Origin of the sequence: Pseudomonas sp. PLB05 (genome assembly GCF_021106615.1) — a bacterium.
Classification (GTDB): Bacteria; Pseudomonadota; Gammaproteobacteria; order Pseudomonadales; family Pseudomonadaceae; genus Chryseomonas; species Chryseomonas benzopyrenica.
In genome coordinates this window covers 451,073-477,796 of record NZ_JAJOHO010000004.1, presented here as the reverse complement: position 1 = coordinate 477,796, position 26,724 = coordinate 451,073, and the positions used below count along the sequence as shown (strand labels likewise).

The following is a 26,724-nucleotide window of genomic DNA, read 5'->3' as shown; positions in this document are numbered from 1 at the left end:
ATCACCCGGAGGTGAGAGCCAAATGGCGAAGAATCCGTGGACCCCTCGCCCGGCCCAGACCTAAGTGCTTGATTTTCAAGCCGCTTCAGCGTCTGCGCCGGAAGTGGGGCGCATTATAGGGGAGTTTTGGAGCAGGTCAACAGTTATTTTACGATCGAGTTGCAGCGGATCAATTCGGCCATGTCCCTGACCGCCTGCTTGAAGCCGACGAAGACGGCCTGGGCGACGATGGCATGGCCGATGTTCAGTTCGTTGATGCCCGGCAGCGCCGCGATGGGTTGGACATTGTGGTAGTGCAGGCCATGGCCGGCATTGACCACCAGCCCGAGGCCAGTGGCGAATTCCACCGCCTTGGCCAGCCGCTGCAGCTCATGGGCTTGCTCTTCCTGGGTCTCTGCTTCGGCGTAGCGACCGGTGTGGAGTTCGATCACTGGAGCACCACTGTCCTTGGCCGCCTGGATCTGCTGCAGATCGGGATCTATAAAGAGGGATACTTCCGAAGCGGGCAGTGCAGCGATGGCGTCGCGGATACGCTGGACCTGCCCCACTACATCCAGGCCACCTTCGGTGGTCAGTTCTTCCCGGCGTTCGGGCACCAGGCAGACGTGCTCGGGACGGATCTCGCGAGCGAATGCCAGCATTTCAGCCGTCAGGGCCACTTCGAGATTCATGCGGGTCTGCAGGAGGTCACGCAGCAGGCGGACATCCCGCTCCTGGATATGGCGACGGTCCTCACGCAGGTGCAGGGTGATGCCATCCGCTCCCGCCTCTTCGGCGTCCAGCGCCGCCTTGACCGGATCGGGATAGCGGGTCCCTCGGGCCTGGCGCAGGGTAGCGACATGATCGATGTTGACGCCCAACAGAACACGACTGAACTCTTTCATGGCTTATTCACTTGGCTTGGCGAACAATTCGCGACTCATGAGGGGTTTGCTGCCCAGGTGCGGCGCCAGGGCCTGGCGCATCAGGCGCTTGGCAGCGCGGACTACCGTAGGATCGTCCCACTCGCCACGCTCCAGTGCCAGGATTTCCGCACCGGCCAGACAACCCGGGCGCACCTCGTCGACGGGCTCGAAGCCCTGGTCTGGAATGAAGCGATAGAGGCGCTGGGCGTCAATGGCCTGGCCATCCAGGGCCAGGGACAGCGAGAAGCCGTAGCCCAGCAGGTCAAGCAGACGCCATTCGAAGGTGCGCAGCAGGGGTTCGACCGGACGACCCTGGACCAGGGCAGCGAGGGTCAGACCATAGAGCTCGAAGAGGGCGGGATAGGGATCTTCGGCGGGTAGCAGCCTGACCAGCAGCTCATTGAGATAGAAGCCACTGAACAGCGCCTGCCCCTGGAGTAGAAAAGGCGGCGCCAGGGCCGCCACCTTCTGCAGATTCTTCAGCTCCCCGCGCCCGCTGAGCTGGGCTTCGAGGGGAATGAAGGGCCTGGCCAGACTGCCGGAGCGGGAGCGGGCCGCGCGCAACACCGTGCGGACCCGGCCGAAGGCGCCGAACACATCCACCAGCGCACTACTTTCCCGATAGGGGCGCGCATGCAGGACGAACAGCGGCTCGGACGCCTGCATCGCTAGAGGTCGGAGTAACCCAGAGAGCGCAGGGCGCGCTCGTCATCGGACCAGCCGCCTTTGACCTTGACCCAGAGATTGAGCATGACCTTGGCGTCGAACAGGGTTTCCATGTCCTGGCGGGCTTCCTGGCCGATGCGCTTGATGCGCTCGCCAGCCTGACCGATGAGGATCTTCTTCTGGCCATCGCGCTCGACCAAGATCAGGCCATGGATGTGCAACACTCCGTTCTCGTACTTGAATTCCTCGATCTCGACGGCGACCTGATAGGGCAATTCCGCCCCCAACTGACGCATGATCTTTTCGCGAATCAACTCGGCCGCCAGGAAGCGACTGGATCTGTCGGTGATCTGGTCTTCGGGGAAGAAGTGGTCGCCTTCCGGCAGGCGCTCGGCCACCAGCTCCTCGAGGGCATCGAGATTGTGGCCGTGCTGGGCGGAAACCGGAATGAGCGTCGCTTCCGGCAGTTGCTCCTGCAGCCATTGCAGGTGCGGCAGCATGTCAGCCTTGTCTTCCAGGCGATCCATCTTGTTGACGGCGAGCAGCACCGGGCACTTCACGAAGCGGACCCGCTCCAGCACCATCTGGTCTTCGTCGGTCCAGCGGGTACGGTCGACCACGAATACCACGACATCCACATCGCGCAGGGCGGTGACGGCCGTCTTGTTCATGAAGCGGTTGAGCGCCTTCTGATTTTCCTTGTGCAGACCAGGGGTATCCACATAGATGGTCTGCACCTCACCCTCGGTCTTGATGCCGAGCATGTTGTGCCGGGTCGTCTGCGGCTTGCGCGAGGTGATGGCCAGCTTCTGCCCGAGAATATGGTTGAGCAGCGTGGACTTGCCGACGTTGGGGCGACCCACGATGGCTACGTAGCCGCAGCGCGATGCCTTCAGCTCATCATTCATGACCATTCTCCACGCCCAGGGCGATCAAGGCCGCCGAGGCAGCTATCTGTTCGGCGATGCGGCGACTGACGCCCTGCCCCGTCGTTTTCTCATTGAGCATGGCGATCTCGCATTCGACGAAGAAGACCCGGCAATGGGGCTCTCCTTCGATGGCGACCACCTCGTAGCGCGGCAGGTCGCAGGCGCGTGCCTGGAGGAACTCCTGCAACCGGGTCTTGGGATCCTTGTTGGTATCCACCGGCGTCAACTCACGTAGTTGCGGCCCGAGCCAGGCCATGACCCGATCCTTGGCGGCGTCCATGCCGGCATCCAGATAGATGCCGCCAATCAGAGCTTCCATGGCATCGGCGAGGATGGATTCGCGGCGAAAGCCACCGCTCTTGAGTTCACCGGAGCCCAGGCGCAGGTAATCACCCAGTTCGAAACTGCGAGCCAGCAGCGCCAGGGTTTCGCCCTTCACCAGCTTGGCCCGCAGGCGGGACAGCTGGCCTTCGCGAGCCTGGGGGAAGTGATCGTAGAGGGCTTCGCCGATGATGAAGTTGAGGATGGCGTCGCCGAGAAATTCCAGGCGTTCGTTGTTGCGACCGGCAAAGCTGCGGTGCGTGAGGGCGAGCAGCATCAGGTCCGGGTCCTTGAAGGTATAACCCAGCCGACGCTCGAGGCGATCTAGAGATAAAGTCACGGGAGATTTATACGGAAATCACGATTGAAACGAACAACCAGATCGATGTTGCGGATCAGGTGTTCACGTTTTTCATAGTCGAGATGGATCTGCAGGTGGTTGCCTTCGGCTTCGACGCGCATGGCCTTTTGCAGATCGAGATCACGGATGTCGTTTACCTGCATCCCCTTACCCACATAGCTGTAGACGTCGGACACGCTGCGAATCTGGTTATCGGGATTGTCGCCGATGGATTCGGTGACCTTGGTCAGAGCATTGTAGTCCAGGTAATGGGGCGCGAGTTTCATGGCCGTACTGGCCAGGAAAGCGATGACGCAGAGTGCGAGCAGACCACCGAGAAACGACAGCCCCTGCTGACGCGACGGACGACCAGGCACCCTGCGTTCATTCATCTGATGATACCTACGCGAGACAGGGTGGGCATGCTCTGCAGCTTGGGCTCCGGCCAGCTCAGCCAGACGGCGAAGGCCTTGCCGACGATGTTGCGGTCGGGAACCATGCCGAGCAGGTCACGGGGAATGCTGGGATCGTCCCAGTAGCGACTATCGTTGGAGTTGTCGCGGTTGTCACCCATCATGAAGTAGTGACCGGCAGGCACCTTCCACTCATGGTCGGGTTCCATGCGGTAGCGGGTCATCTCTTCGCGAATCAGGTGCTCGGCCTTGCCCAGTTGCTCCTTGAACAGCTTGACGCTGCCCAGCGAACCCGGCTCGTCGCCCACCAGCTCCTCGCTGACGCGCTGGCCGTTGACGTACAGCTGCTTGTCGCTGGTGTAGCGGATGGTATCCCCCGGTACCCCGATGACGCGCTTGATGTAGTTGACGCTGGGATCGCTAGGATAGCGGAACACCATGACGTCGCCACGCTGGGGATCGCCGATCGGGATGACCTTGAGATCGATCACCGGCAGGCGAATGCCATAGGCGAATTTGTTCACCAGGATGAAATCACCCACTTCCAGGGTCGGCTTCATGGAGCCCGACGGAATCTGGAAGGGCTCAACCAGGAACGACCTCAGGATCAGCACGATGGCGAGGACGGGAAAGAAGGACTTTCCGTACTCGACCAGCGCCGGCTCCTTGTTCAACTGCTCCAGTACCGCGGGATCGGGCTCGCTGACCTGCTGCCCGTAGGTCTGGATCGCCTTGCGACGACGCGGTGCGAGCACCAGCAGGTCGATGAGGGCCAGGGCGCCGCAGACGGCGACCGCGAGAACCAGCAACAGAGGGAAGTTCAAAGACATGGGCTTCAGCTATCCACCTTGAGCACGGCCAGGAAGGCCTCCTGAGGAATCTCCACGCTACCGACCTGCTTCATGCGCTTCTTGCCCGCCTTCTGCTTTTCCAGCAGCTTGCGCTTACGGGAGACGTCACCGCCGTAGCACTTGGCCAGAACGTTCTTGCGCAGCGCCTTGACGGTGGTACGGGCGACGATCTGACCGCCGATCGCCGCCTGGATCGCCACGTCGAACATCTGCCTGGGAATCAATTCCTTCATCTTCTCGGTCAGGGCGCGACCCTTGTAGTGCGCCTTGTCACGATGGACGATCAGGGCCAGGGCGTCGACCTTCTCGCCGTTGATGAGGACGTCGAGCTTGACCAGGCTGGCGGCTTCGAAGCGATCGAAGCTGTAGTCCAGCGAGGCATAGCCACGGCTCACCGACTTGAGGCGGTCGAAGAAGTCCAGCACCACCTCGTTCATCGGCAGGTCGTAGCTGACCTGCACCTGGCTGCTGAGGAACTGCATGTCGCGCTGGACGCCACGCTTCTCGATGCACAGGGTGATGACGTTGCCCAGGTGCTCCTGGGGCACCAGGATATTGGCGCGGACGATGGGCTCGCGCATCTCGGCGACGGAGGCCAGGTCCGGCAGCTTCGACGGGTTGTCGACATAGATGGTGCTGCCATCCTTGAGCACCACCTCGAAGACCACGGTCGGCGCGGTGGTGATGAGGTCGAGATCGTATTCGCGTTCCAGGCGCTCCTGGATGATCTCCATGTGCAGCATGCCGAGGAAGCCGATGCGGAAGCCGAAGCCGAGGGCCTCGGAGCTTTCCGGCTCGTATTGCAGGGCCGCGTCGTTGAGGGTGAGCTTCTGCAGCGCTTCGCGGAAGTCCTCGAAGTCGTCGGAGCTGACCGGGAACAGACCGGCATAGACCTGCGGCTTGACCCGCTGGAAGCCCGGCAGCATGGCTACGTCGGGGGTGGCACTGAGGGTCAGGGTGTCGCCGACCGGGGCACCGAGAATTTCCTTGATGCCGGCGATGATGAAGCCCACTTCACCGGCCTTAAGATCAGGCATTTCGGTGTGCTTGGGCGAGAAGACGCCGACGCTGTCGACCTGGTGCACCTTGCCGGTGGACTTGACCAGGATCTTGTCGCCCTTCTTGACCCGCCCGTGCTTGACGCGCACCAGCGAGACGACGCCCAGGTAGTTGTCGAACCAGGAATCGATGATCAGCGCCTGCAGGGGCGCGTCGATTTCCCCTTCGGGCGGCGGGATGACCTTGACCAGTTGCTCCAGCACCTCGGGTACGCCCATGCCGCTCTTAGCGCTGCAGGGCACGGCGTCGGTGGCGTCGATGCCGATGATGTGCTCGATCTCGGCCTTGACCTTGTCCGGCTCGGCCTGGGGCAGGTCCATCTTGTTCAGCACCGGCATGACCTCGAGGCCCTGCTCGATGGCGGTGTAGCAGTTGGCGACCGACTGGGCTTCCACGCCCTGGCCCGCATCCACCACCAGCAGCGCGCCTTCGCAGGCGGCCAGCGAACGGCTGACTTCGTAGGTGAAGTCGACGTGGCCGGGGGTATCGATGAAGTTGAGCTGGTAGGTCTTGCCGTCCTGAGCCTTGTAGTACAGCGTGACGCTATGGGCCTTGATGGTGATGCCGCGCTCGCGCTCGAGATCCATGGAATCCAGGACCTGGGCCTCCATTTCTCGGTCGCTCAAACCACCACAGATCTGGATGAACCGATCCGCAAGCGTCGACTTGCCGTGATCGATGTGGGCGATGATGGAGAAATTGCGGATATGGCTCAGATCACTCACGAATCAGCACTCGAATAGCCAGCAGCGGAACATCCGCCGGGAAAATAGCGGGGGAGTTTACCTGAATGCGGCAAACAAGGGGACTCGCGCCGTTCGAGCGGACAAAAAGAAGGGGCAGTCACCTGCCCCCACTCCCCTACCCGGTCCTTACTTGCCTGGCAGCTTGAAGGTGATGAAGCTGGCGCGGCCCTCGCGCACCACGCGCATCGAGATGGAGCGACCCGCCGGCAGTGCCGAGGTGATCTTCTCGAAGGCCGTGGCGGATTCGATGGGCTGGTTGTTCAGATGGGTGATGACATCGCCCGGACGCAGACCGATGGCCGCGGCGGGACCGTCGCCACTGAGCTTGTTGATGACCACACCGCTCTGGATATCCATGGTCTTCTTCTGCTCGGCGGTCAGGTTGGCCACGGCGATGCCCAGGCGATTGCTGGCCCGATCGGAACCGCGTTCGCCACCGGACGTGGCCTGGTCGTCCTTGGGCATGTCGCCCACGGTGACGCTGAGGTTCTGCCGCTTGCCTTCGCGGATGACCTCCATGTCGGCCTTGGCGCCCGGCTTGAGGTTGCCGATCAGATGCGGCAGGTCGGCGGATTCCTCGATCTTCTGGCCGTTGACCGAGAGGATGACGTCGCCGACCTTGATGCCGCTCTTGGCTGCCGGGCCGTCGTCCAGGATCTGGGCGACCAGGGCACCGGCCGGACGATCCAGGCCGAAGGACTCGGCGAGATCCTTGTCCACTTCCTGGATGACCACGCCGAGCCAGCCACGGCTGACCTTGCCTTCGGTCTTCAGCTGATTGGCCACGTTCATGGCGACGTCGATCGGGATGGCGAAGGACAGCCCCATGAAGCCACCGGAGCGGGTGAATATCTGCGAGTTGATCCCGACCACCTCACCCTTGAGGTTGAACAGCGGGCCACCGGAGTTGCCCGGATTGATGGCAACGTCGGTCTGGATGAAGGGCACGTAGCTTTCGTTGGGCAGGCTACGGCCCTTGGCGCTGACGATACCGGCGGTGACCGAATGATCGAAGCCGAAGGGCGAGCCGATGGCCAATACCCATTCGCCGACCTTCAATTGATCGGAGCTGCCCAGCTTGAGGGTGGGCAGATCTTTGGCATCGATCTTCAGCAAGGCCACGTCGGTACGGGGATCCGCGCCAATCAGCTTGGCCGTGTGATCGCTGCGATCGGAGAGACGCACCAGGATCTCGTCGGCATCGGCGACCACGTGGTTATTGGTCAGGATGTAGCCATCGGCAGAGATGATGAAGCCGGAACCCAGCGACTGGGCCTGCTCCTGCTTGCCACGGGGACTGCGCGGCATTTGCGGAATGCTGCGCTCGAAGAATTCACGGATGCCTGGCGGCAGACCTTCCAGGTCCGGCATGGTCATGGCGCCAGCGCCGCGACCTTCGGGAATTTTCTGCCGGGTGCTGATATTGACGACCGCGGGAGACGCCGCCTCTACCAGGCCGGTGAAATCCGGCAGATCGGCCCGAGCCATGGCCGTCAGTCCCATCAGCCAGAGCCCCATCAGGGCCGCCGTGTAATGCTTTAGATTGCGCATGCGCATGCAGCTCCACTCTATCCAATGACTTGAAAACATCGCTGGCGACCAGCCCTTCCCGGATGGGAGGCATAGTCATGACGACTGGCAGCAGAAATAGCACGCCCTTGCTGAACGATAGCTTTCGAAGCTTTTTTGCGACCTGGTCGAAAATCCTTCAGGCAAAAAAAGGGCGCCTGAAGCTTAACTCCAGGCGCCCTTTCTGCGGTGAGACCAGCGAATCAACGCTGGGCAGGAACGTCCTGCTTTTCACCAGCCGCTGGCTGATCAGCCTTGGCTTCGGCGTTAGCCTTGGTGCTTTCTTCGCTGAAGCTGGCCAGTACGGCCGGGCTACGCGCAGGTTGCGGCACGGTCAGCTGGCTCGGCGCCTGCTGGGCCAGACCCTGGGTAGAGACGTCGGACTGGTTGTACATCCGTACGCCCGCCAGTACAGCGAAGGTAACGGACGCGGCAACCGCGACACGACCCAGGCTCGACCAGCGACCCTTGCTGACCTGAGCAGCGACAGGCGCTGCCGGCGCTGCGGCGACCTCATCACGCTCCAGCGTGGTGGTGACGCCCTTGGCAATGTCCAGATTCGGCATCATGGGCTCGCCGCGAATCACGGCGCTGACCATGGCGTAGCGCGACCAGGTGGCGCGCAATTCCGAGTCCTTGCTGACCTCAGCGATGACACGCCGGGTTTCGAATTCGTCCGCTTCGTTATCCATAACAGCGGACAGGGATTCCAGCAGGGCTTCACGACTCATACGTATTACCTCTCTAAAAGCTGTCGCCGCTGTCTATGCATCACGCAGCAGGGGCTGCAATGCTTTGTCTATCGCTTCCCGAGCTCGGAAAATCCGAGACCGGACCGTTCCAACCGGACACTGCATTACATTAGCAATGTCTTCGTAGCTGAGGCCTTCGAACTCACGAAGGGTCAGCGCGGTACGCAGATCTTCCGGGAGTTGCTGGATGGTACGGTGCACAGTGGCCTCGATCTCATCCCGCAAGAGGGACCGCTCTGGGGACTCGATATCCTTTAGAGCATGGTCGCCTTCATAAAATTCCGCATCTTCGGCACTGACGTCGCTGTCCGGTGGACGACGACCCCGGGCAACCAGATGGTTTTTCGCCGTGTTGATGGCGATGCGATAAAGCCAGGTGTAGAAAGCGCTATCACCACGGAAGTTCCCGAGCGCGCGATAGGCCTTGATAAAAGCTTCCTGAGCGACGTCCTGGGCTTCCTGGGTATCGTGGACGAAACGCACGATCAGACCGAGGATCTTGTGCTGATACTTGAGCACCAGCAGGTCGAAGGCACGCTTGTCGCCACGCTGGACGCGCTCGACAAGTTGTTGATCCTGCTCCTGGGTGGGCAGGGCTTGCTTGCTGTCCTTGGCTTGCAGCTCTTTATCGTCCTTGCTTTCACTATCGACGCGCGCTGCTAGACTGGGCTGTTGCACGAAAGTTCTCCCCTCCACAGCAGTTGATGAGCGAGCACTGAGATGGCTGCTGATCGCTCCTGGGTGTCACTGATTTAGCTTTGGCAGATGGCTCATTCTCGTCTGGGCATTCCCGCCGCACGGATGAGCAATTATCTGTACATAGACCCTGCTCCACGCCCGCGAGTTCCCTGCTCGATGCCGCGCGATGGCTATGCCGTCAGCCGCCTTGTTCCTATACTCGCCGTCTCGGTGAGAAGGAAACGTCATGGCGCGTCATCTGGAATTCGATGTCCTGATAATCGGCAGCGGCGCCGCGGGCCTGACGCTCGCGCTCAATCTGCCGGCGACGCTGTCGATCGCGGTCTTGAGCAAAGGCGAATTGGCGCAGGGCTCGACCTATTGGGCCCAGGGTGGCGTCGCCGCCGTGCTGGACGAGGGCGATACCGTCGAGGCGCACGTGCAGGATACCCTAATCGCGGGCGCCGGACTGTGTGACGAAGGGGCCGTGCGCTTCACCGTCGAGCATAGTCGCGAGGCCATGCAGTGGCTGATCGACCAGGGCGTGCCCTTCACTCGCGAACAGGACACCGGCAAGGGCGGCCTGGGCTTTCACCTGACCCGTGAAGGCGGCCACAGCCACCGACGCATCATTCACGCCGCCGATGCCACCGGCATGGCCATCTTCGACACCCTGCTGCGCATCGCCGAAGGCCGCCCCAACATCCAGCTGCTCAGCCAGCGCGTGGCGGTGGATCTGATCACCACGGAAAAGCTCGGCCGGCCGGGCGCCCGTTGCCTGGGCGCCTATGTGCTCGACCGGACCAGCGATCAGGTGGACACCCTGCACGCACGCTTCACGGTGCTGGCCACCGGCGGGGCCAGCAAGGCCTACCTCTATAGCACCAACCAGGACAGCGCCAGCGGCGACGGTATCGCCATGGCCTGGCGCGCCGGCTGCTCGGTGGCCAACCTGGAATTCAACCAGTTCCATCCCACCTGCCTCTATCACCCCCATGCGCGGAGCTTTCTGATCACCGAAGCCCTGCGTGGCGAGGGCGCGGTGTTGCGCCTGCCCGATGGCGAACGCTTCATGCCGCGCTTCGACCCCCGCGCCGATCTGGCACCGCGGGACGTGGTGGCCCGCGCCATCGACCATGAGATGAAGCGCCTGGGCGTCGACTGCGTCTTCCTCGATATCAGCCACAAGCCGGCGGAATTCGTGCAGGAGCACTTTCCCACGGTCCATCGGCGCTGCCTGGAGCTGGGCATCGACATCACCCGCGATCCGATCCCGGTGGTACCGGCGGCGCACTACACTTGTGGCGGCGTGCGGGTCGATGCGCACGGGCGCACGGATCTCACCGGCCTCTACGCCATCGGCGAGACCAGCTGCACCGGTCTGCATGGAGCCAATCGCATGGCCAGCAATTCGTTGCTGGAGTGCTTCGTCTATGCCCGCTCGGCGGCGCTGGACATCCAGGCGCAGGAGGCCGAGATCGTCATGCCGCGCGACCTGCCCGACTGGGATGCCAGCCAGGTGACGGACTCGGACGAGGACGTGGTCATCGCCCACAACTGGGACGAACTGCGGCGCTTCATGTGGGACTACGTCGGCATCGTGCGCACCACCAAGCGCCTGGTGCGCGCCCGCCATCGCATCCGGCTGCTGATGGACGAGATCGACGAGTTCTATAGCAACTATAGGGTCAGTCGCGACCTGATCGAGTTGCGCAACCTGGCGCAGGTGGCGGAGCTGATCATCGAGAGCGCCCTTGCCCGCCAGGAAAGTCGCGGCCTGCATTTCACCCTGGACTACCCGCAGCTCGCCAGCGACGCCGCCCGGGACACTATTCTGGTGCCGCGAACCGGCGCGGGGCGAAGCGAAGCCTGACCCGCAGGCGGCGATGGGCGTCCGCGGTCAGGCTGTCACGGGCGATGCAGAGACTGCGAGTGAGTCTTTCACCAGGCAGGCGATAGCGCAGGACCACCAGCAGCGGCAATGCCAGGCTGTCCGGGCGCAATTGCACCGCCTGCCAGCCACTGGCCGGCGACCAGAGCTGCCACCCCTCGGCGCCATGCCGCAGCCGCCGCGGAACCTCGGGATAGCGCTGCTGGAGCTGCCGCTGGCGCACACGCTGCCAGGACCAGAGCACCAGCAGCGTCAGGAGAGCCTTGAGCGTCCAGGGAATGGCCGTCAGCCAGGGGCTGATCCCTGCAGCGAACGCCGCTACGGCATGCAGCCGCAGGAGGCCCGCCGAGGCGCTCCAGCGGCATTCGAAGGGCTTAAGCCGGCTGGACACGGTCCAGAATCATGCGCACGATGATCTGCAGGTCGGCGTCTTCCGGTTCGCCGCGCTGCATGAACCAGTGGAACATGTCCTGATCCTCGCACTCGAGCAGCTTGCGATAGCGCGCCTGGTCTTCGGCAGTCAGGGAGGAATAGACCTCCTTGACGAAGGGCACCAGCAATACATCCAGCTCCAGCATGCCGCGGCGGCTGTGCCAGTACAATCTATTGAGTTCGGTAGCTTCGGTACTCATGGGGACTCCTGCGACAATCGGCGCAGTATAAGCCCGAAGCGCCCCATCGCGCAGTGCGCCTGACATTCACCCCGGGCGCGCCTATGATGAGCGGCTTCACTCGACACGGAGCTGCAGCCGCAATGGCCAACTCGCCGTATTTCTGCCGCTTGACCCACGAAGGCGTCCTGGCCATCCGCGGGGTCGATGCGACCAAGTTTCTCCAGGGGCAGCTGACCTGCAACCTCAATTATCTCGCTGACGACCAGGCCGGCCTGGGCGGTCGCTGCACGCCCAAGGGCCGTCTGGTCTCCAGCTTCCGCATCGTCAAGCAGGCCGACGGCTATCTGTTGGCGATGGCCGCGGAACTGGTCGAGCCACTGCTGACCGATCTGAAGAAATATGCGGTCTTCTCCAAGTCGACGCTCGCGGACGAAAGCGCCCAATGGCAACGCCTGGGGCTCCCGGCCGCGGGCTTCGCCAGTGCCTATCCCGACATCGCGCTGGGTGACCAGGCCAATGCCGTAGTTACCCTCGAGGGCGGCTTCGCCCTGCGCCTGGAGGACGGCCGCGTCGAAGTCTGGCGAGCGGCGGACGCAGGCGTGCCCGCGTTGCCGGAAGTCGGGCTGGAGGTCTGGCTGTTGGCGCAGGTGCGGGCCGGCGTGGGCCAGCTGTTCGGCGCGACCCGCGAGCTGTTCGTCCCACAGATGATCAACCTGCAGGCCCTGGATGGCGTGAGCTTTCGCAAGGGCTGCTATACCGGCCAGGAGATCGTCGCGCGCATGCAGTACCTGGGCAAGCTCAAGCGGCGTCTCTATCGCCTGGCCGGCAGCGACCAGCCCCCTGCCGTGGGTACCGAGCTGTTCTCGCCAGTCCATGGCAGCAGCGTCGGCGAGGTGGTACTGGCCGCGCCAAGCGCCGAGGGTTGCGAGTTCCTGGCCGTGCTGCAGGGCGATGCCGTGGCGGATGGGCGCATCGCCCTGGGCAGCTCGGACGGGCCAAACTGCCGTTTACTCGATTTGCCCTACTCTCTCGACAGCGATCGTGAAATAAAGCGCTGAAGGTTGGGATCGCCTTTTCCGCTCCTCACACAGGTATGTCATGACTCCTCTTGCTGAAAAAGTTGTTCAGGATCTTCTCCATGCGATAGACACGGACCGCGTGGTGCTGCCCACCCTTCCCGAGGTGGCCCTGAAGGTCAGAGAAGCGGCCGAAGACCCCAACGTGGGCGTCGCCGAGCTGAGTCGGGTGATCGCCATGGACGCAGCCCTGACGGCGCGCCTGATCAAGGTGGTCAACAGCCCGCTGCTGCGCACCAGCAAGGAGATCACCGACCTGCAGATGGCGGTCGGACGCCTGGGCATCAACTACACGGCGAATCTGGCCACGGGTCTGGCCATGCAGCAGATGTTCCAGGCCACCAGCGACGCCGTGGATCGCAAGATGCGCGAGGTCTGGAGCCAGGGCACCGAGATCGCCGCCATCAGCCATGCGCTGTGCAAGAGGTACACCCGCCTGATGGCCGACCGCGCCCTGCTCGCCGGCCTGGTGCACCAGATCGGCGTGCTGCCGATCCTGACCTATGCCGAAGAGCAGGAAGAACTGCTGGCCAACGCCATCACCCTCGATCAGGTGACCGCGCGCATCCATCCGCAGATCGGCGAACGCATCCTCAAGGTCTGGGATTTCCCGGCCGACATCGCCTGCGTACCCCAGGAGTACCTGGCGCTGGAGCGCCAGCCCGCCGCGGCCGACTATGCCGATATCGTGCAGGTCGCCTCGCAGCTGCACGCGCAGCGTCAGGGTCAGCAGGAGAGCTCGGTCCAGACGCTGCCCGCCGGCATCCGCCTGGGGCTGAACAATCAGCCGGACCCCGCTCAGGATCCGGCCTTCTGGGACGCGGTGGAACAGTCGCGCACCCTGCTCGGCTGAGCCTAGGCCTGTCTGAAAAGTCGCCGAGCGAAGGTCAGGCAAGGCAAAAATCCGTGAGGAAGCGGACCGGGCTCGCGAACGAGTTTACGAGTGGTAAATGAGCATTCCGGCCGGGCTGGCGATCCAGCGAATTTTTAACGCAGCATGGCCAAGCACAGGCACTTTTAGACAAGGCCTAGGCTTCCTCGGCGGGAAATTCGACCCTTACCCGTAGCCCGCCGAGCGCGCCGTCCAGCAACTGGATACGGGCGCGGTGGGCGGCGCAGATCTCACCGACGATGGCCAGCCCCAGGCCGGCACCACCGGACTGGGGATCCAGGCGCTGAAAGCGCTCGAAGACCTTGGCCCGCGCACTGGCGGGAATGCCGGGACCGTCATCCTCGACCTCCAGCACCGCCGGGGCCAACACCCGCACCACGATGTTGCCACCTGACTGGCTGTGGGCCAGGGCGTTTTCCACCAGATTGCAGAGCAGCTCGTTGAGCAGCGTCGGCTCGCCGATCACCGGCGCCTTGGCGAAGGGCTCGAAGGCCAGGGCGACGCCCTTGGCATGGGCCAGCGGGGCCAGCGCCATGGCCAGCTCCCTGGCCAGCTCGCTGAGTTCCAGGCGCTCGGCGCCCCCTTCGGCGATGGCTTGGGCACCACTCTCGATCCGTGCCAGCGACAGCAGCTGATTGGCCAGGCGCGCCAGGCGATCGGTGCTGGCGCGGGTTTCTTCCAGGGTGGCGTACCAGGCCTGGGGCTCGCGTTCGCGCAAGCCCAGTTCGACCCGCGCCTTGATCGCTGCCAGCGGGGTGCGCAACTCATGGGCGGCGTTGGCGATGAAGTCGGCCTGGCGCTCGAACAGTCGGCGCAGACGCAGGGTGAAGCCTTCCAGCGCATGCACCAGCGGCAGCAGTTCCTGGGGCGCGCGCACCTCGGGCAAGGGCCGCAGATCGTCCACCCCGCGCTCTTCCACGGCCTGGCGCAGGCGCTCCAGGGGACGCAGGGCGGCGCCCACCGCCATCCACACCAACAGGATGGCACCCAGCCCCATCAGCCCCAGGCGAATCAGGGTGTCGGTGAGCAGGCTGCGGGCCACCTCTTCGCGGGCTTCGGCGGTCTCGGCGACACGAATCTCGGCCATGCCGGTGAGATCCGGCTGGCTGACCGGCTGGGCCAGGCTGACCACCCGCACGTCCTTGCCACGATAGGTGCTGTTGTAGAAGCGCGCCAGGGCCGGATAGTCGCGGGTCAGGGCTGCGTCCGGTGGAGGTGGCGGGATCTCCTCGTAGCCGGAAATCAGTCGGCCACGGGTGTCCAGCACCTGGTAGAAGATGCGTCCGACGTTGTCGTAGGCGAAGTTGTCCAGGGCGATGTAGGGCACATCGGCACGCAGGGTGCCGTTGCTGGCGGACAGGCCCGCGGCGATGGTACGGGCCGAGGCCAGCAACGTCCGATCATAGGCCACGTCGGCCAGGCGCCGGCCATTGAGATAGGCGGCCAGGCTGCTGACCGCCAGGATCACCGCGAGCAGGATGACCATGCGCAGCAACAGGCGGCCACGCAGGCTGCCAGCGGCCTTCGCCACGTCAGCCATGCTGCTCTTCCAGCAGATAGCCCAGGCCGCGGAAGGTGACGATGCGCACCGCGCCGGCTTCCAGCTTCTTGCGCAGGCGATGCACATAGATCTCGATGGCTTCGGGACTGGCTTCCTCGTCCAGGCCGAAGACTTGCGAGGCGAGCTGCTCCTTGCTCATGACCCGGCCGGGGCGGGCGATGAGCGCAGCCAGTACGGCGTGCTCGCGGGAGGTGAGCGACAGTGCTTCCTCCGCCAAGGTGAAGCGCGAGGTATTGAGGTCATAGATCAGTGGACCGCAGCGTTGCTGGCGATCCCCGCCCAGCACGCTGCGGCGCAGCAGGGCCTTGACCCGGGCTTCCAGTTCGGTGAGCTCGAAGGGCTTGGCCAGGTAGTCGTCGGCACCGAGATTGAGGCCCTGCACCCGATCCTTGACCTCGCCGCGGGCGGTCAGCATCAGCACCGGCAGGCGATCACCGCGCTCGCGCAGGCGCGCCAGGACCTCGAAGCCGTCCATGCGCGGCAGGCCGACATCGAGGATAGCCAGGGCATAGCTCTCACTCTGCAGGGCCAGATCCGCGGCTACGCCATCGTTGAGCAGATCGACGTTGAGCCCGGCATTCTTGAGCGCCTGGGCGACGCTTTCGGCCAGTGGCGGATGATCTTCGACCAATAGGATGCGCACGCTGACAGCTCCCGCTCAAAAAATTCGAGTTTACCGGATACCGGCCAGCTGGCCTGTAGCCGGAACCGCACTATTGCTGCCTTTCACGATTGAAAGGCTGTTGAAAGCTTGGCGGTCTAGAGTGAAAGGTAGCGGTCCCAGAACCGCATGATGCTTGCCCAAGCGCCACCCCTGGTTGGCCAACAACAATAACAAGCGGAACGACATCCATGCTCGCCCTCGCGCAGCTCCACGTGCTCACCCTTCTCTTCTGTGAACGATCGCCGCCCTGGCGAGCTTGAGCCGTGTCCGCCTGTCAGCTTCTGAAATAACAACAAAAGGAAGACGTCGATGAGCACCACCTTGCGCAACCTCACCCTGACCCTGGCCGCCTCCGTGCTGCTGTCCGCCCAGGCCGTGGCCGAACCCAAGCGTCCCGAATGCATCGCCCCGGCCTCCCCGGGTGGTGGCTTCGACCTGACCTGCAAGCTGGCCCAGAGTGGCCTGGTGGAAGCCAAGTTGCTGGACAAGCCCATGCGCGTGACCTACATGCCCGGCGGGGTAGGCGCGGTGGCCTACAACACCGTGGTGGCTCAGCGTCCGGCCGATGGCGACACCATCGTCGCCTTCTCCAGCGGTTCGCTGCTGAACCTGGCCCAGGGCAAGTTCGGTCGTTTCGACGAGAAGGCCGTACGCTGGCTGGCGGCGGTGGGGGCCAGCTATGGCGCCATCGCGGTCAAGGCCGATTCGCCCTACAAGACCCTGGGTGATCTGGTCGAGGCGCTGAAGAAGGACCCGAGCAAGGTGGTCATCGGCTCCGGCGGTACCGTGGGCAGCCAGGACTGGATGCAGACGGCCCTGATCGCCAAGGCCGCCGGTATCAATCCCAAGGAACTGCGCTACGTGGCCCTGGAAGGCGGCGGCGAGATCGCCACCGCGCTGCTGGGCGGCCACATCCAGGTCGGCAGCACCGACATCTCCGACTCCATGCCCCATGTCGAGGCCGGCAACATGCGCCTCCTGGCGGTCTTCGCCGAGCAGCGTTTCGACGAGCCGGCGATGAAGGACATCCCCACCGCGCGTGAGCAGGGCTACGACATCGTCTGGCCCGTGGTCCGCGGCTTCTATGTCGGCCCGAAGGTCACCGACGAGCAGTACAACTGGTGGAAAGCCAGCTTCGACAAGCTGCTGGCGTCCGACGACTTCGCCAAGCTGCGTGATCAGCGTGAACTCTTCCCCTTCGCCATGACCGGTGCCGAACTGGATGCCTATGTGCAGAAGGAAGTCGCGCGCTACCGCGGCATGGCCAAGGAATTCGGCCTGATCCAGTAACAGAGCCCCCGCCCCTGGCGCCCCTCCGGGCGCCTTCGAGGATGTCGACATGATCTTCCAACGCGCCTTCATGGCGGTCTGGCTGGTGGCCGGACTCGTCATGCTGTTCATCGCCCGGGATTACCAGGCGCCCTTCTCCTACGAGCCGGTCGGTCCGCGGGCCTATCCGATGCTGATGTTCGGGCTGATGAGCCTGGGCCTGGCCTATCTGATCATTCGTCCCACGCCGATCGGCGACGGCGAAGACCAGAAGCCGCTGGATGCTTCCTCGCTACGCAAGGTGGTGGCCTGCTGCGTCATCCTGCTGGGCTATGCCCTGACCTTCCAGCCGCTGGGCTTCCCCTTGAGCGCCTTCCTGACCGCCACCCTGTGCGGCCTGCTCTATGGTGGCCGCCTGATGCCCTGCGCCCTGGTCAGCCTGCTGCTCTCGGTAAGTCTCTATGTGCTGTTCGACCGGGTGATGGAAGTCCCCCTACCCCTTGGCGTGCTGGAATTCCTGGAAGGCTGACATGGAAACCTTGAATTTTCTGATGCAGGGCTTTGGCGTCGCCATGACGCCGACCAACCTGATCGTGGCGCTGATCGGCACCCTGATCGGCACCGTGGTGGGTCTGCTGCCGGGTCTCGGGCCGATCAACGGCATCGCCCTCTTGATCCCGGTGGCCTTCGCCCTGGGCCTGCCGCCGGAAACCTCGCTGATCCTGCTGGCGGCGGTCTATCTGGGCTGCGAATACGGCGGCCGGATCTCTTCGATCCTGCTGAACATCCCCGGTGAAGCCGCGACCATGATGACCTGTCTGGACGGCTATCCGCTGGCACGCCAGGGCATGGCGGGCGTAGCCCTGTCGCTGTCGGCCTGGAGCTCCTTCATCGGCGCCTTCATCGCTACCTGCGGCATGGTGCTGTTCTCGCCGCTGCTGGCCAAGTGGGCGATCGCCTTCGGTCCGGCGGAATACTTCGCGCTGATGGCCCTGGCCATTCTCAGCCTCTCCGGCATGGCCGCCGAAAAGCCGGTCAAGACCCTGGTCGCCGCGCTGTTCGGCCTGGCCATCGCCTCCGTGGGCATCGACGCTAATAGCGGCGTCTATCGCTTCACCTTCGACAACGTGCACCTGGCCGACGGCATCGACTTCGTGATCCTGGTACTGGGCCTGTTCTCGGTGAGCGAACTGCTCCTACTGCTGGAACAGACCCACCACGGTCAGGTGGCAGTCAAGGCTACCGGACGCATGCTGTTCAACGTGCGCGAAGCGCGCAGCGTATTCATGGTCAACCTGCGCAGCTCGGTGAGCGGCTTCATCATCGGCGTGTTGCCAGGCGCCGGCGCGACCCTGGCCAGTGCCCTGGCCTACACCACCGAGAAGCGCATGGCCGGTGCCGATGGCAAGTTCGGCAAGGGTGACCTGCGCGGCCTGGCCGCGCCGGAAACCGCCATCGGCGCGGCGGTGTGCGGCAACATGATTCCCATGCTGACCCTGGGCATCCCCGGCTCGGGCACCACCGCGGTGATGATCGGCGCCCTGACCCTGTACAACATCACCCCCGGCCCGCTGCTGTTCCAGAATGAGCCGAATCTGGTGTGGGGCCTGATCGCCTCGCTGTTCATCGCCAACGTGATGCTGCTGATCCTCAACGTGCCCATGGTGAAGATGTTCACCAAGATCCTCGATGTGCCGAACTGGTCGCTGGCCCCGGCCATCGCCATCATCACCGGCATCGGCGTCTACGCGGTGCACGCCACCACCTTCGACCTGGTGCTGATGGTCTGCGTGGGCATCTTCGGCTACATCATGCGCAAGCTGGACTTCCCGCTCTCACCGCTACTGCTGGGCTTCATCCTCGGCGAGCTGATGGAGACGAGTCTGAGACGCGCACTGTCGATCTCCAACGGCGAAGTGGGCATCCTCTGGCAGAGCGGCATCAGCCAGGCCATCTGGATCGTCTGCATCCTGATGGTGGCCCTGCCCTTCTACCGTGCCTGGCGCAAGCGTCGCGCGCCCAAGGCCGCGACCGTCTGAGGTCGGCGACACCCGCGCCCGCGGCCGGAGTCCTTCCGCCCGCGGGCTTTTTCATTCAGGAAGATTTGAAGCTCTTCTTCGGATAGATGTCGTAGCGGCTGGACTTGCCCTCCAGCACATAGCCCGGCTTCACCCCTTCGATGGCCGGCGCCTTGCGCGGGCGCTTGACCACCACCCGGTGACTGGCGCGGGCCAGGGCGGCGGCGAGCAAGGCCGGGGCGTCCAGGTCGTCGCCCACCAGCGGCCGGAACAGACGCATCTCCTTCTTCACCAAGGCGCTCTTGTCGCGGTGCGGGAACATGGGATCCAGATAGATCACCTCGGGCGTCTCGCCCTCCTCGCCCTGCAGGTAGGCGGTGGAGTCGGCCGGCACCAGGGTCATCAGGGCGGCAATGCCGGCCGCTTCAGGATCCCGCGCCGCGCGGGCCAGGCCGTCTTCGAGCAGGGCGGCGATCAGCGGCTGGCGCTCCAGCAGCGTCACCGGGCAACCCAGGGTGGCCAGCACGAAGGCGTCGCGGCCCAGACCCGCGGTGGCATCGAGGATACGCGGGCGCACACCCGGCCCGACCCCGACCGCCTTGGCAATCATCTGGCCGGCGCCGCCGCCGAACTTGCGTCTATGGGCCGCTGCGCCCTCGACGAAATCCACCCGCACCGGACCCGGCGCCTCCGGGCCGCGCTGGACCAGTTGCAGGCCTTGAGCGCCGAACTGCAGGGCGAACTCTTCGGTGGTGGCGGTACCCAGGGGCAGGCCCAGGCGCGCGGCCCAGGCAGCGGCAGCCTCCGTGTAAGCGGGTTCCAGGGCTTCGACGATAAGCGCGGGGCGGGCGGTGGACATGGGCGACTCGCTGGCGAAAAGACCGTCCATTCTACCGGCAGACGCGAAAGCCACCCATGTCGACATGGAAATGATCGCGGTGCGCCGCGTTGTAGTCCGGTCCCAGGGTGGTATTGAAGGAGCGGCAGGCCCCGTCGCGTACCAACCGCAGAAAGCGCTGGGCCTGGGGATCGCCCTTCCAGTCCCGCGCCACGCTGATGCGCCGACCGTCGGCTAGGCGCAGCCCGGCGATGTCCAGCGCATTGGCGGTGGCGTGCTGACTGCGCCGGCCGCTGGCGCGACCGTAGATGTTGCGGCAGGCGAAGCTGCCATAGTGCTCCACCTCGGCGACCCGCTGGCCATAGACGGCTTCGGCGGCCGGTTGCAGGGCCTGGCGTTCGAACAGCGCGAAACTCACCGCCAGCGGACAGCTGGCGACGAAGCTGCCGTTGAGGCGCACCCCTTCTCCCCGCTGGATGCGTACCGCCCGCTCCAGCGGGCAGTCGGCCGAACCGGGATTGCCGCGCAATTCGCGAAAGCTGAGCGCCGAGGTGGCCAGGGACGCCGCGCAGTAGTCGGCATCGGCCTGCAGGCGCCAGAGCTTGAGCCGGGTGACGGCATTGGTGGGTGCCTGGATATCCAGCGGCGCCCAGGGGTTATAGGCCGGCGGGATGCGCAGCCAGCCCTGGTCGAAGGCGGTGTGCAGACCGCTGTAGAGCAGGATGACGAGACCGAGCAGGTGTCTGGCTTTCATGCGGCGCGCCGAAGAGGATTCGCAAGGCGGAATCCTCATCAGACCGGAGCGACCAGTGGGAATGCCGGCGAAAACGTCGCCAAACGTATCGCGGCGGACGCCAGGGGCTAGAGCAGGCCGAGTTGCTCGGTGTCGGCGGTGCTCAACTCGGGCAACGCCGGCAGGCCGGGCAGGCGTTCGCGCAGCTGGGCATGGAATCTCAGGGCCAGTTCGGGCGCCTGGCGATTGTCCGGGGTGTGCAGGAAGACATAGGGTACCTTGCCCCCTTCGATCCAATCGGCCACCCGGGTCACCCACTTGGCCAGGTAGTAGTCGTTCGCCGCCAGCTCCAGGCGACCGATGAAGCGCACCTGGGGATGCTCGCTGAAAGCCAGGGCACGGGCCGGTACCCGCGGCTTCTTAGCCTGGGCCAGGCGCACGGCCGGCTCGCTCGGATCGGCGCTGAACAGGGCCGCGGAATCCAGGCCGACGCGTTCCACGCCCAGCTCCATGAGCAGGCGATTGAGCGCGCGCTCGGTTTCGCCCTTGTCGAAAAAGGCCAGGTGCCTGACCTCCACGGCCAGGGCGCAACGCGGCGCCATGACCGAAAGAAAGACCTTCAGCTCATTGAGCCGATCCGGACCGAAGCCCGCAGGCAGTTGTAGCCACAGCGGACTGGCCCGTTCGCCCAGGGGCGCCAGCAATTCCAGAAAGGTGCGGGCGCTGGAGAGTTGCACCCGCAGATCCTCGGCATGACTGATGTCCCGGGGAAACTTGGCGCAGAAGCGAAAGCCGGCCGGCATCAATTCGGCCCAACGGCGAATGGTGTCCGCCGAGGGCCAGGCATAGAAGGTGGTGTTGCCCTCCACGGCATTGAACACCTGGGCATAACGCGACAGGAAGTCACCTGGGCGCAGGCCGTGGTAGAGGCTTTCGCGCCAGGCGTTGTCGTTCCAGGAGGGACAGCCGAGAAAGTACGGCAGCATCAGGCGTAGAGATCGAGGCCCACGACGCTGGAGGAGCCATCCGGCTCGGCGCCGAGGGCGGCGGTGCTGCCGTAGCTGGCCAGCGCCTGTTGCGCACGCGCGGTGAGCTGACTGGCGAAGCGCCCTTCCCGCTCGCTGAGCACCAAGCCATTGCCACCGCCATTGCCGGTATCGGTCGCCGCGGCCGCCTCGACGCGGCGCACCGGCTCGAGCTTGGGCTGAGCGTTGTTGGCCGCCTCGCGGGCGATGGCGTTTTGACGGGCGGCCTCGTCCTGCGCCACCTCGCGTACGGGCGTGACCGCGCGCGAGGAACGATTCAGGGGATAAGCAGAGGAGGAATAGCCGCTGTCAATGCGCATGGCAGGTCCCGAACGGATGGCACTACTCTAAGTAGGGTCGAAAGCTATGACAATCAAGGGCCGGACGCCCGTCGCGACCGGCGGACGAGTGGCATATACAGCTTGGACGTCAGACTATTACGCCGGGTTTCCTGACGTCAGACCGACTGCTTGGGAGTGGCGACCCGATCACGCAGATAGACGGGTTGCGCCGCTTCGGATTCGGCCGACACGGCTTCGCCGCGCTGCCAGGCCGAGGCCGCCAGCACCGCCAGGTCCTGCGCATGGGGCAACAGGCTGGCATCGCTCTCGACCAGCGGCACGGCCATGCGGCCGGCATAGCCCCAGCCGGTGCCGGCCCCGAACCAGTCACCGGTGGCAGCCTCTGGCAGGGCGATGGCCTCGGGTGCCAGCACGGCTTCCGCCCCCGCCAGCACCATGGCTGCGCCGTCCAGGCGATAGCAGCCCCAGTAGACCTCATCCATGCGCGCATCAATGGCGGCGGCCACCTGGGTCACACCCCGCTCGCGCCAGGCGCGCTGGGCGATGATGGCCAGATTCGATACCGGCAGCACCGGCCGGTCCAGCCCGAAGGCCAGGCCCTGCACCACGCCGATGGCGATGCGCACGCCGGTGAAGGCGCCAGGGCCACGACCGAAGGCGATGGCGTCCACCTGCGCCAGACTCAGACCGGTCTCGGCCAGCAGCTCCTGCACCATGGGCAGCACCCGCTGGGCATGCAGGCGCGGCGCGATCTCGTAGCGATGGATGATCTCGTCGCCCAGATGCAAGGCGACCGAGCAGGCTTCGGTGGCGGTGTCGAGGGCGAGCAGGATGGACATGGGATAGATCCGCAACTGGGGAAAAGGGCTGCGCATTCTAGAGGAAGACGGGACGCGAGGGGACCCGCCCATCGATCGTGACGCCAGGACGGCGCCGCGACCGGACCGCCTGCAGGCACAGGCGGCCGTTACCAGCTTTTAGCTCAGGGCCTGCAGCACCTTGGCGGTGATGGCGTCCACCGAACCCACGCCCTCGATGCGGCTGCACTTCGGCGTGCCCTGGGCGGCGCCCAGCTTCTGGTAGAAGTCCACCAGCGGCTTGGTCTGGGAATGATAGAGGTCCAGACGCTTGCGAATGGTGGCTTCGCGGTCGTCTTCGCGCTGTACCAGCGGCTCGCCGGTCAGGTCGTCGGTGTCGGCGACCTTCGGCGGATTGTGCTCGATGTGATAGACGCGCCCCGAACCCGGGTGCACGCGACGACCGGACAGGCGCTGGACGATTTCTTCGTCATCGACGGCGATTTCCAGCACGTGGTCGATCTTGACGCCGGCGGCTTCGAGGGCTTCGGCCTGGGGAATGGTGCGCGGGAAGCCGTCGAACAGGAAACCCTTGGCGCAGTCGGCGTCGAGGATACGCTCGCTGATCAGGGCGATGATGATCTCGTCGGAGACCAGGCCACCATTGTCCATGATGTCCTTGACCTGCAGGCCCAGGGGCGTGCCAGCCTTGACCGCGGCCCGCAGCATGTCGCCGGTGGAAACCTGCGGAATGCCGAATTTCTCAGTGATGAACCGGGCCTGAGTACCTTTGCCGGCACCGGGCGCTCCCAGCAGGATTACGCGCATCTGTTGCTCCTTAGAATGGTCTCGGACTGGCAGCCCACGCAGGGCGCTGTCGCGATGATTGTTGTCGACGACACGAGACGGCCAAAGGGACCAACCATACACAGCGCCCTCTGGCCGCACAAGTTACCAAGCGTCGCAGGTGCCGGGCCTGTCCAGACGACCCCGGGCACCGGCAAAAGCGACAGTCTGCTCAACCGGTATTGCGCAGTCCCGCGGCGATCCCGGCCACGCTCACCAGCAGGGCCTGATCGAGCGCCGCCGGCTGGCTTTCGCCCGCCGCCCGCGCCCGGGCCAGCAACTCGATCTGCAAGAGGTGCAGCGGATCGAGATAGGTGTTGCGCACGGCGATGAATACCAGGGTTTCCGGATGATGTTCGAGCAACTCCCCCTGCCCGGTCAGCCGCAATACCGCCACGCCGGCCTGGCGCAGCCGCTCGCGCAGCTGGCTGCCCAGCACCTGCAGATCGGCCTCCACCAGGCGCTGGTCATAGAGCCGCGCCAGTTCGGCTTCGGCCTTGGCCAGCACCATCTCCAGCATGTCGATGCGGGTCTGGAAGAACGGCCAGCCTTCGCGCATCTCGCGCAGCAACGGCGATTCGCCACGGCGTTCGGCCTCGTCCAGCGCCTTCTCCCAGCCGAGCCAGGCGGGCAGCATCAGCCGGGTCTGGGTCCAGGCGAAGATCCAGGGGATGGCCCTGAGGCTTTCCACGCCGCCTTCCCGGCGCTTGGCCGGTCGACTGCCCAGCGGCAGCCGGCCCAGCTCCTGCTCCGGAGTGGCCTGGCGGAAATAGCTGACGAAATGCGGATCCTCGCGTACCACGCCGCGATAGGCCTGCAGGCTGTCGCGGGCCAGGCGATCCATCTGCTCGCGCCAGGCCGGTTCCGGCGCCGGCGGCGGCAACAGGGTGGCCTCCAGCACGGCGCCCAGGTACAGCGCCAGATTCTGCTCGGCGATGGCCGGCTGGCCGAACTTGAAGCGGATCATCTCGCCCTGTTCGGTGGTACGGAAGCGCCCGGCCACCGAGCCAGGCGGTTGCGAGAGGATGGCCGCATGGGCTGGACCGCCGCCACGCCCCACGGTGCCACCGCGGCCATGGAACAGCAGCAACTCCACGCCACGGCTGGCGCAGATGTCCACCAGGGCTTCCTGGGCACGGTACTGGGCCCAGGCCGCCGTCAGGGTGCCGGCATCCTTGGCCGAATCGGAATAGCCGATCATGACCTCCTGGGGACCGGCCAGACGCGCCCGGTAGTCGGGCAAATCGAGCAGACTGGCGATGGCGCTACCAGCCTGATCCAAGTCGTCGAGGGTCTCGAACAGCGGCACCACGCGCATCGGCTGGCGCACCCCGCATTCGCGCAGCAGCAGCTGCACGGCGAGGACGTCGGATGCGGCACCGGCCATGGAGATGACATAGGAGCCCAGGGCATCGGCCGGCGAGGCGGCGATGACGCGGCAGGTGGCGAGCACCTCCTGGGTGTCGGCCTCCAGCTCGGCGTCCAGCGGCAGCAAGGGACGCCGGCTGCCGAGTTCGCCACGCAGAAATTCCAGACGCTGCGCCTCGCTCCAGGCGGCATAGTCGCCCAGGTCCAGGTAGCGGCAGATGTCGGCCAGGGCCGCGGCATGGCGGGCGGCGTCCTGGCGGATGTCCAGACGGACCAGATAGAGGCCGAAGGTACGGGCCCGGCGCAGGGTGTCGAGCAAGGAGCCGTCGGCGATGACGCCCAGACCGCAGTGCTGCAGGGAGTCGTAACACAGCTGCAGCGGGGCGATCAGCTCGGCGTTGTCGCTGAGAATATGCCGGGCGCCGGCGTGGGGATCGGTGATGGCATGGGCCGCCCAGCTGCGGGTGATCTGCAGCCGCTCGCGCAGCACCTTGAGCACCTTGCGATAGGGTTCGGGATGATCGCCGGCCTGCTCGCGCAGGGCCGGACTCGCCGCCTGCATGGACAGCTCCGCGGCCAGCCGGTCGACGTCGCGCAGGTAGAGATCGGCGGCCATCCAGCGGGCCAGCAGCAGCACCTCGCGGCTGATGGCGGCGGTGACATTGGGGTTGCCGTCGCGGTCGCCGCCCATCCAGGACGAGAAGCGTACCGGCGCCGCCGTCAGCGGCAAGCGCTGGCCGGTACGCTCCTGCAGGCCGGCATCCAGCTTGCGCAGCAGGCTGGGGATCGCCTGCCAGAGCGAATTCTCGATCACCGCGAAGCCCCACTTGGCTTCGTCCACCGGCGTCGGGCGCTGGCGGCGGATCTCCTCGGTATGCCAGGCCTCGGCGATCAGCCGGCGCAGCCGGGCCTCGATGGCAGCCACCTCGGCGGAAGTCAGGTCGCGATGATCGAGGGCCGCCAATTGCGCGCTGATCTCGTCGTATTTCTGGATCAGGGTGCGCCGCGAAACCTCGGTGGGGTGGGCGGTCAGCACCAGATCGATGTCCAGCGCCGCGACCCGCTCGGCCAGCTCCTGGCCGGAGTGACCGGCCGCGGCCAGGCGCTCCAGCAACTCCGGCAGCACCTGCTGCTCGAAGGGTGGCGGCTCGTCTTCGGTGCGCCGTCTGACCCGGTGATATTCCTCGGCGATATTGGCCAGGTTGAGGAAATGGCTGAAGGCTCGCGCCACCGGCAGCAGTTCGTCTTCGGCCAGGGTATCCAGGGTGTCGCCCAGCTGGCGGGCACCCTCCGCGGAGCCGCCACGGGCGGCCTTGGCGCCCTTGCGGATCCGCTCGATCTTGTCGAGAAAGGCCGCGCCATGCTGGTCGGCAATGGTCTGCCCCAGGAGCTCACCCAGCAACCGCACCTGCTCGCGCAGGCGAATATCGATTTCCACCATCTCGTGCTCCTCGAAAGTACCGATTCGGACCTCACGGCAACCGCTGCGGTCTAGCGCAGAGGACAGCACCCTAGTGACGCGGTTGCAAGCTCCGGTCGTTGCAGGGTGCCCAGCCGCGTCCGACCTGAATATCCGACCTTTGCCTAAGCCACGGGAGATA

General features: G+C 65.0%; 27 protein-coding genes. 6 read left to right on the top strand and 21 right to left on the bottom strand.

The annotated features are described in order from the left end of the window. Positions 1–143: 143 nt before the first annotated feature. The 10 genes from pdxJ to rpoE all read right to left on the bottom strand — a co-directional run bounded on the left by pdxJ (position 144) and on the right by rpoE (position 9,145). The gene (pdxJ, locus tag LRS53_RS20055) at positions 144–884 is read right to left on the bottom strand and encodes a pyridoxine 5'-phosphate synthase (protein WP_173150148.1); all 741 of its coding nucleotides are present in this window, start codon (positions 882–884) and stop codon (positions 144–146) included. A gap of 3 nt (positions 885–887) precedes the next feature. Beyond that, positions 888–1,571, bottom strand: a complete 684-nt coding sequence (gene recO / locus LRS53_RS20050; protein ID WP_231357083.1) for a DNA repair protein RecO — start codon at positions 1,569–1,571, stop codon at positions 888–890. A gap of 2 nt (positions 1,572–1,573) precedes the next feature. After that, positions 1,574–2,479 (bottom strand): GTPase Era, encoded by a 906-nt coding sequence (gene era / locus LRS53_RS20045; RefSeq protein WP_017640152.1) that lies wholly within the window; start codon positions 2,477–2,479, stop codon positions 1,574–1,576. Beyond that, positions 2,472–3,161 (bottom strand): ribonuclease III, encoded by a 690-nt coding sequence (gene rnc, locus LRS53_RS20040; protein ID WP_064307342.1) that lies wholly within the window; start codon positions 3,159–3,161, stop codon positions 2,472–2,474. Before rnc ends, era begins: the two co-directional genes overlap by 8 nt. Then, on the bottom strand, positions 3,158–3,553 hold the full coding sequence (locus LRS53_RS20035; RefSeq protein WP_231357082.1) for a DUF4845 domain-containing protein: 396 nt from the start codon (positions 3,551–3,553) through the stop codon (positions 3,158–3,160). Before LRS53_RS20035 ends, rnc begins: the two co-directional genes overlap by 4 nt. Beyond that, positions 3,550–4,404, bottom strand: a complete 855-nt coding sequence (gene lepB, locus LRS53_RS20030) for a signal peptidase I (RefSeq protein ID WP_093253806.1) — start codon at positions 4,402–4,404, stop codon at positions 3,550–3,552. The genes LRS53_RS20035 and lepB overlap by 4 nt, the downstream gene beginning before the upstream one ends. Positions 4,405–4,409: 5 nt before the next feature. Beyond that, the gene (gene lepA, locus LRS53_RS20025; RefSeq protein WP_017640148.1) at positions 4,410–6,209 is read right to left on the bottom strand and encodes a translation elongation factor 4; all 1,800 of its coding nucleotides are present in this window, start codon (positions 6,207–6,209) and stop codon (positions 4,410–4,412) included. 147 nt (positions 6,210–6,356) lie between these two features. Next, on the bottom strand, positions 6,357–7,781 hold the full coding sequence (locus LRS53_RS20020; RefSeq protein WP_026083737.1) for a DegQ family serine endoprotease: 1,425 nt from the start codon (positions 7,779–7,781) through the stop codon (positions 6,357–6,359). 221 nt (positions 7,782–8,002) lie between these two features. After that, on the bottom strand, positions 8,003–8,530 hold the full coding sequence (locus tag LRS53_RS20015; RefSeq protein WP_231357081.1) for a sigma-E factor negative regulatory protein: 528 nt from the start codon (positions 8,528–8,530) through the stop codon (positions 8,003–8,005). A gap of 33 nt (positions 8,531–8,563) precedes the next feature. Next, positions 8,564–9,145 carry an RNA polymerase sigma factor RpoE gene (gene rpoE, locus LRS53_RS20010; RefSeq protein ID WP_026083736.1) on the bottom strand — a complete coding sequence of 194 codons (582 nt, stop codon included), beginning with the start codon at positions 9,143–9,145 and terminating at the stop codon, positions 8,564–8,566. 331 nt (positions 9,146–9,476) lie between these two features. Here rpoE and nadB point away from each other — a divergent pair, with 331 nt between their 5' ends. Then, on the top strand, positions 9,477–11,102 hold the full coding sequence (nadB, locus tag LRS53_RS20005; protein ID WP_231357080.1) for an L-aspartate oxidase: 1,626 nt from the start codon (positions 9,477–9,479) through the stop codon (positions 11,100–11,102). Here the strand turns inward: nadB and LRS53_RS20000 are convergent. Both LRS53_RS20000 and LRS53_RS19995 read right to left on the bottom strand, forming a co-directional pair. Then, on the bottom strand, positions 11,059–11,511 hold the full coding sequence (locus LRS53_RS20000) for a protein YgfX (RefSeq protein ID WP_231357079.1): 453 nt from the start codon (positions 11,509–11,511) through the stop codon (positions 11,059–11,061). The two genes, nadB and LRS53_RS20000, sit on opposite strands and share 44 nt — an antisense overlap. Continuing rightward, positions 11,495–11,752, bottom strand: a complete 258-nt coding sequence (locus tag LRS53_RS19995; protein WP_068383084.1) for an FAD assembly factor SdhE — start codon at positions 11,750–11,752, stop codon at positions 11,495–11,497. Before LRS53_RS19995 ends, LRS53_RS20000 begins: the two co-directional genes overlap by 17 nt. Positions 11,753–11,874: 122 nt before the next feature. Here LRS53_RS19995 and ygfZ point away from each other — a divergent pair, with 122 nt between their 5' ends. Continuing rightward, positions 11,875–12,792, top strand: a complete 918-nt coding sequence (gene ygfZ, locus LRS53_RS19990; RefSeq protein WP_231357078.1) for a CAF17-like 4Fe-4S cluster assembly/insertion protein YgfZ — start codon at positions 11,875–11,877, stop codon at positions 12,790–12,792. 40 nt (positions 12,793–12,832) lie between these two features. After that, positions 12,833–13,663, top strand: coding sequence for an HDOD domain-containing protein (locus LRS53_RS19985; protein WP_231357077.1), 831 nt, complete (start codon positions 12,833–12,835; stop codon positions 13,661–13,663). 175 nt (positions 13,664–13,838) lie between these two features. Here LRS53_RS19985 and LRS53_RS19980 read toward each other — a convergent pair whose 3' ends face one another. Together LRS53_RS19980 and LRS53_RS19975 are read right to left on the bottom strand one after the other, a co-directional pair. Next, entirely contained in the window at positions 13,839–15,242 is a 1,404-nt protein-coding gene (locus tag LRS53_RS19980; protein WP_231357076.1) for a sensor histidine kinase, read from the bottom strand. Beyond that, complete coding sequence (locus LRS53_RS19975; protein ID WP_017640137.1) at positions 15,235–15,906, bottom strand: response regulator; 672 nt, start codon at positions 15,904–15,906, stop codon at positions 15,235–15,237. The genes LRS53_RS19980 and LRS53_RS19975 overlap by 8 nt, the downstream gene beginning before the upstream one ends. Before the next feature lie 330 nt (positions 15,907–16,236). Here LRS53_RS19975 and LRS53_RS19970 point away from each other — a divergent pair, with 330 nt between their 5' ends. The 3 genes from LRS53_RS19970 to LRS53_RS19960 are packed head-to-tail and all read left to right on the top strand — an operon-like array spanning position 16,237 to position 19,235. Next, positions 16,237–17,217: a Bug family tripartite tricarboxylate transporter substrate binding protein gene (locus tag LRS53_RS19970; RefSeq protein ID WP_017640136.1), complete on the top strand. Its 981-nt coding sequence runs from the start codon at positions 16,237–16,239 to the stop codon at positions 17,215–17,217. Positions 17,218–17,266: 49 nt separating this feature from the next. Continuing rightward, positions 17,267–17,725 (top strand): tripartite tricarboxylate transporter TctB family protein, encoded by a 459-nt coding sequence (locus LRS53_RS19965; protein ID WP_017640135.1) that lies wholly within the window; start codon positions 17,267–17,269, stop codon positions 17,723–17,725. A 1-nt stretch (position 17,726) separates the two neighbouring features. After that, positions 17,727–19,235 carry a tripartite tricarboxylate transporter permease gene (locus LRS53_RS19960; protein ID WP_064307347.1) on the top strand — a complete coding sequence of 503 codons (1,509 nt, stop codon included), beginning with the start codon at positions 17,727–17,729 and terminating at the stop codon, positions 19,233–19,235. Between the two features lie 55 nt (positions 19,236–19,290). Here the strand turns inward: LRS53_RS19960 and LRS53_RS19955 are convergent, their stop codons facing one another. The 7 genes from LRS53_RS19955 to ppc all read right to left on the bottom strand — a co-directional run bounded on the left by LRS53_RS19955 (position 19,291) and on the right by ppc (position 26,564). Next, positions 19,291–20,073: a class I SAM-dependent methyltransferase gene (locus LRS53_RS19955; RefSeq protein WP_231357075.1), complete on the bottom strand. Its 783-nt coding sequence runs from the start codon at positions 20,071–20,073 to the stop codon at positions 19,291–19,293. 31 nt (positions 20,074–20,104) lie between these two features. Beyond that, a complete protein-coding gene (locus LRS53_RS19950) occupies positions 20,105–20,806 on the bottom strand; it encodes an extensin-like domain-containing protein (protein WP_231357074.1) in 702 nt (233 codons plus the stop codon). Between the two features lie 107 nt (positions 20,807–20,913). Further along, on the bottom strand, positions 20,914–21,771 hold the full coding sequence (locus LRS53_RS19945; protein WP_231357073.1) for a DUF72 domain-containing protein: 858 nt from the start codon (positions 21,769–21,771) through the stop codon (positions 20,914–20,916). Continuing rightward, positions 21,771–22,130, bottom strand: coding sequence for a hypothetical protein (locus tag LRS53_RS19940; RefSeq protein ID WP_064307350.1), 360 nt, complete (start codon positions 22,128–22,130; stop codon positions 21,771–21,773). Before LRS53_RS19940 ends, LRS53_RS19945 begins: the two co-directional genes overlap by 1 nt. Before the next feature lie 137 nt (positions 22,131–22,267). Next, on the bottom strand, positions 22,268–22,951 hold the full coding sequence (gene tsaB, locus LRS53_RS19935) for a tRNA (adenosine(37)-N6)-threonylcarbamoyltransferase complex dimerization subunit type 1 TsaB (protein ID WP_068383074.1): 684 nt from the start codon (positions 22,949–22,951) through the stop codon (positions 22,268–22,270). A 138-nt stretch (positions 22,952–23,089) separates the two neighbouring features. After that, a complete protein-coding gene (gene adk, locus LRS53_RS19930) occupies positions 23,090–23,737 on the bottom strand; it encodes an adenylate kinase (protein ID WP_017640128.1) in 648 nt (215 codons plus the stop codon). 190 nt (positions 23,738–23,927) lie between these two features. Beyond that, positions 23,928–26,564: a phosphoenolpyruvate carboxylase gene (ppc, locus tag LRS53_RS19925; RefSeq protein WP_231357072.1), complete on the bottom strand. Its 2,637-nt coding sequence runs from the start codon at positions 26,562–26,564 to the stop codon at positions 23,928–23,930. Positions 26,565–26,724: the final 160 nt, after the last annotated feature.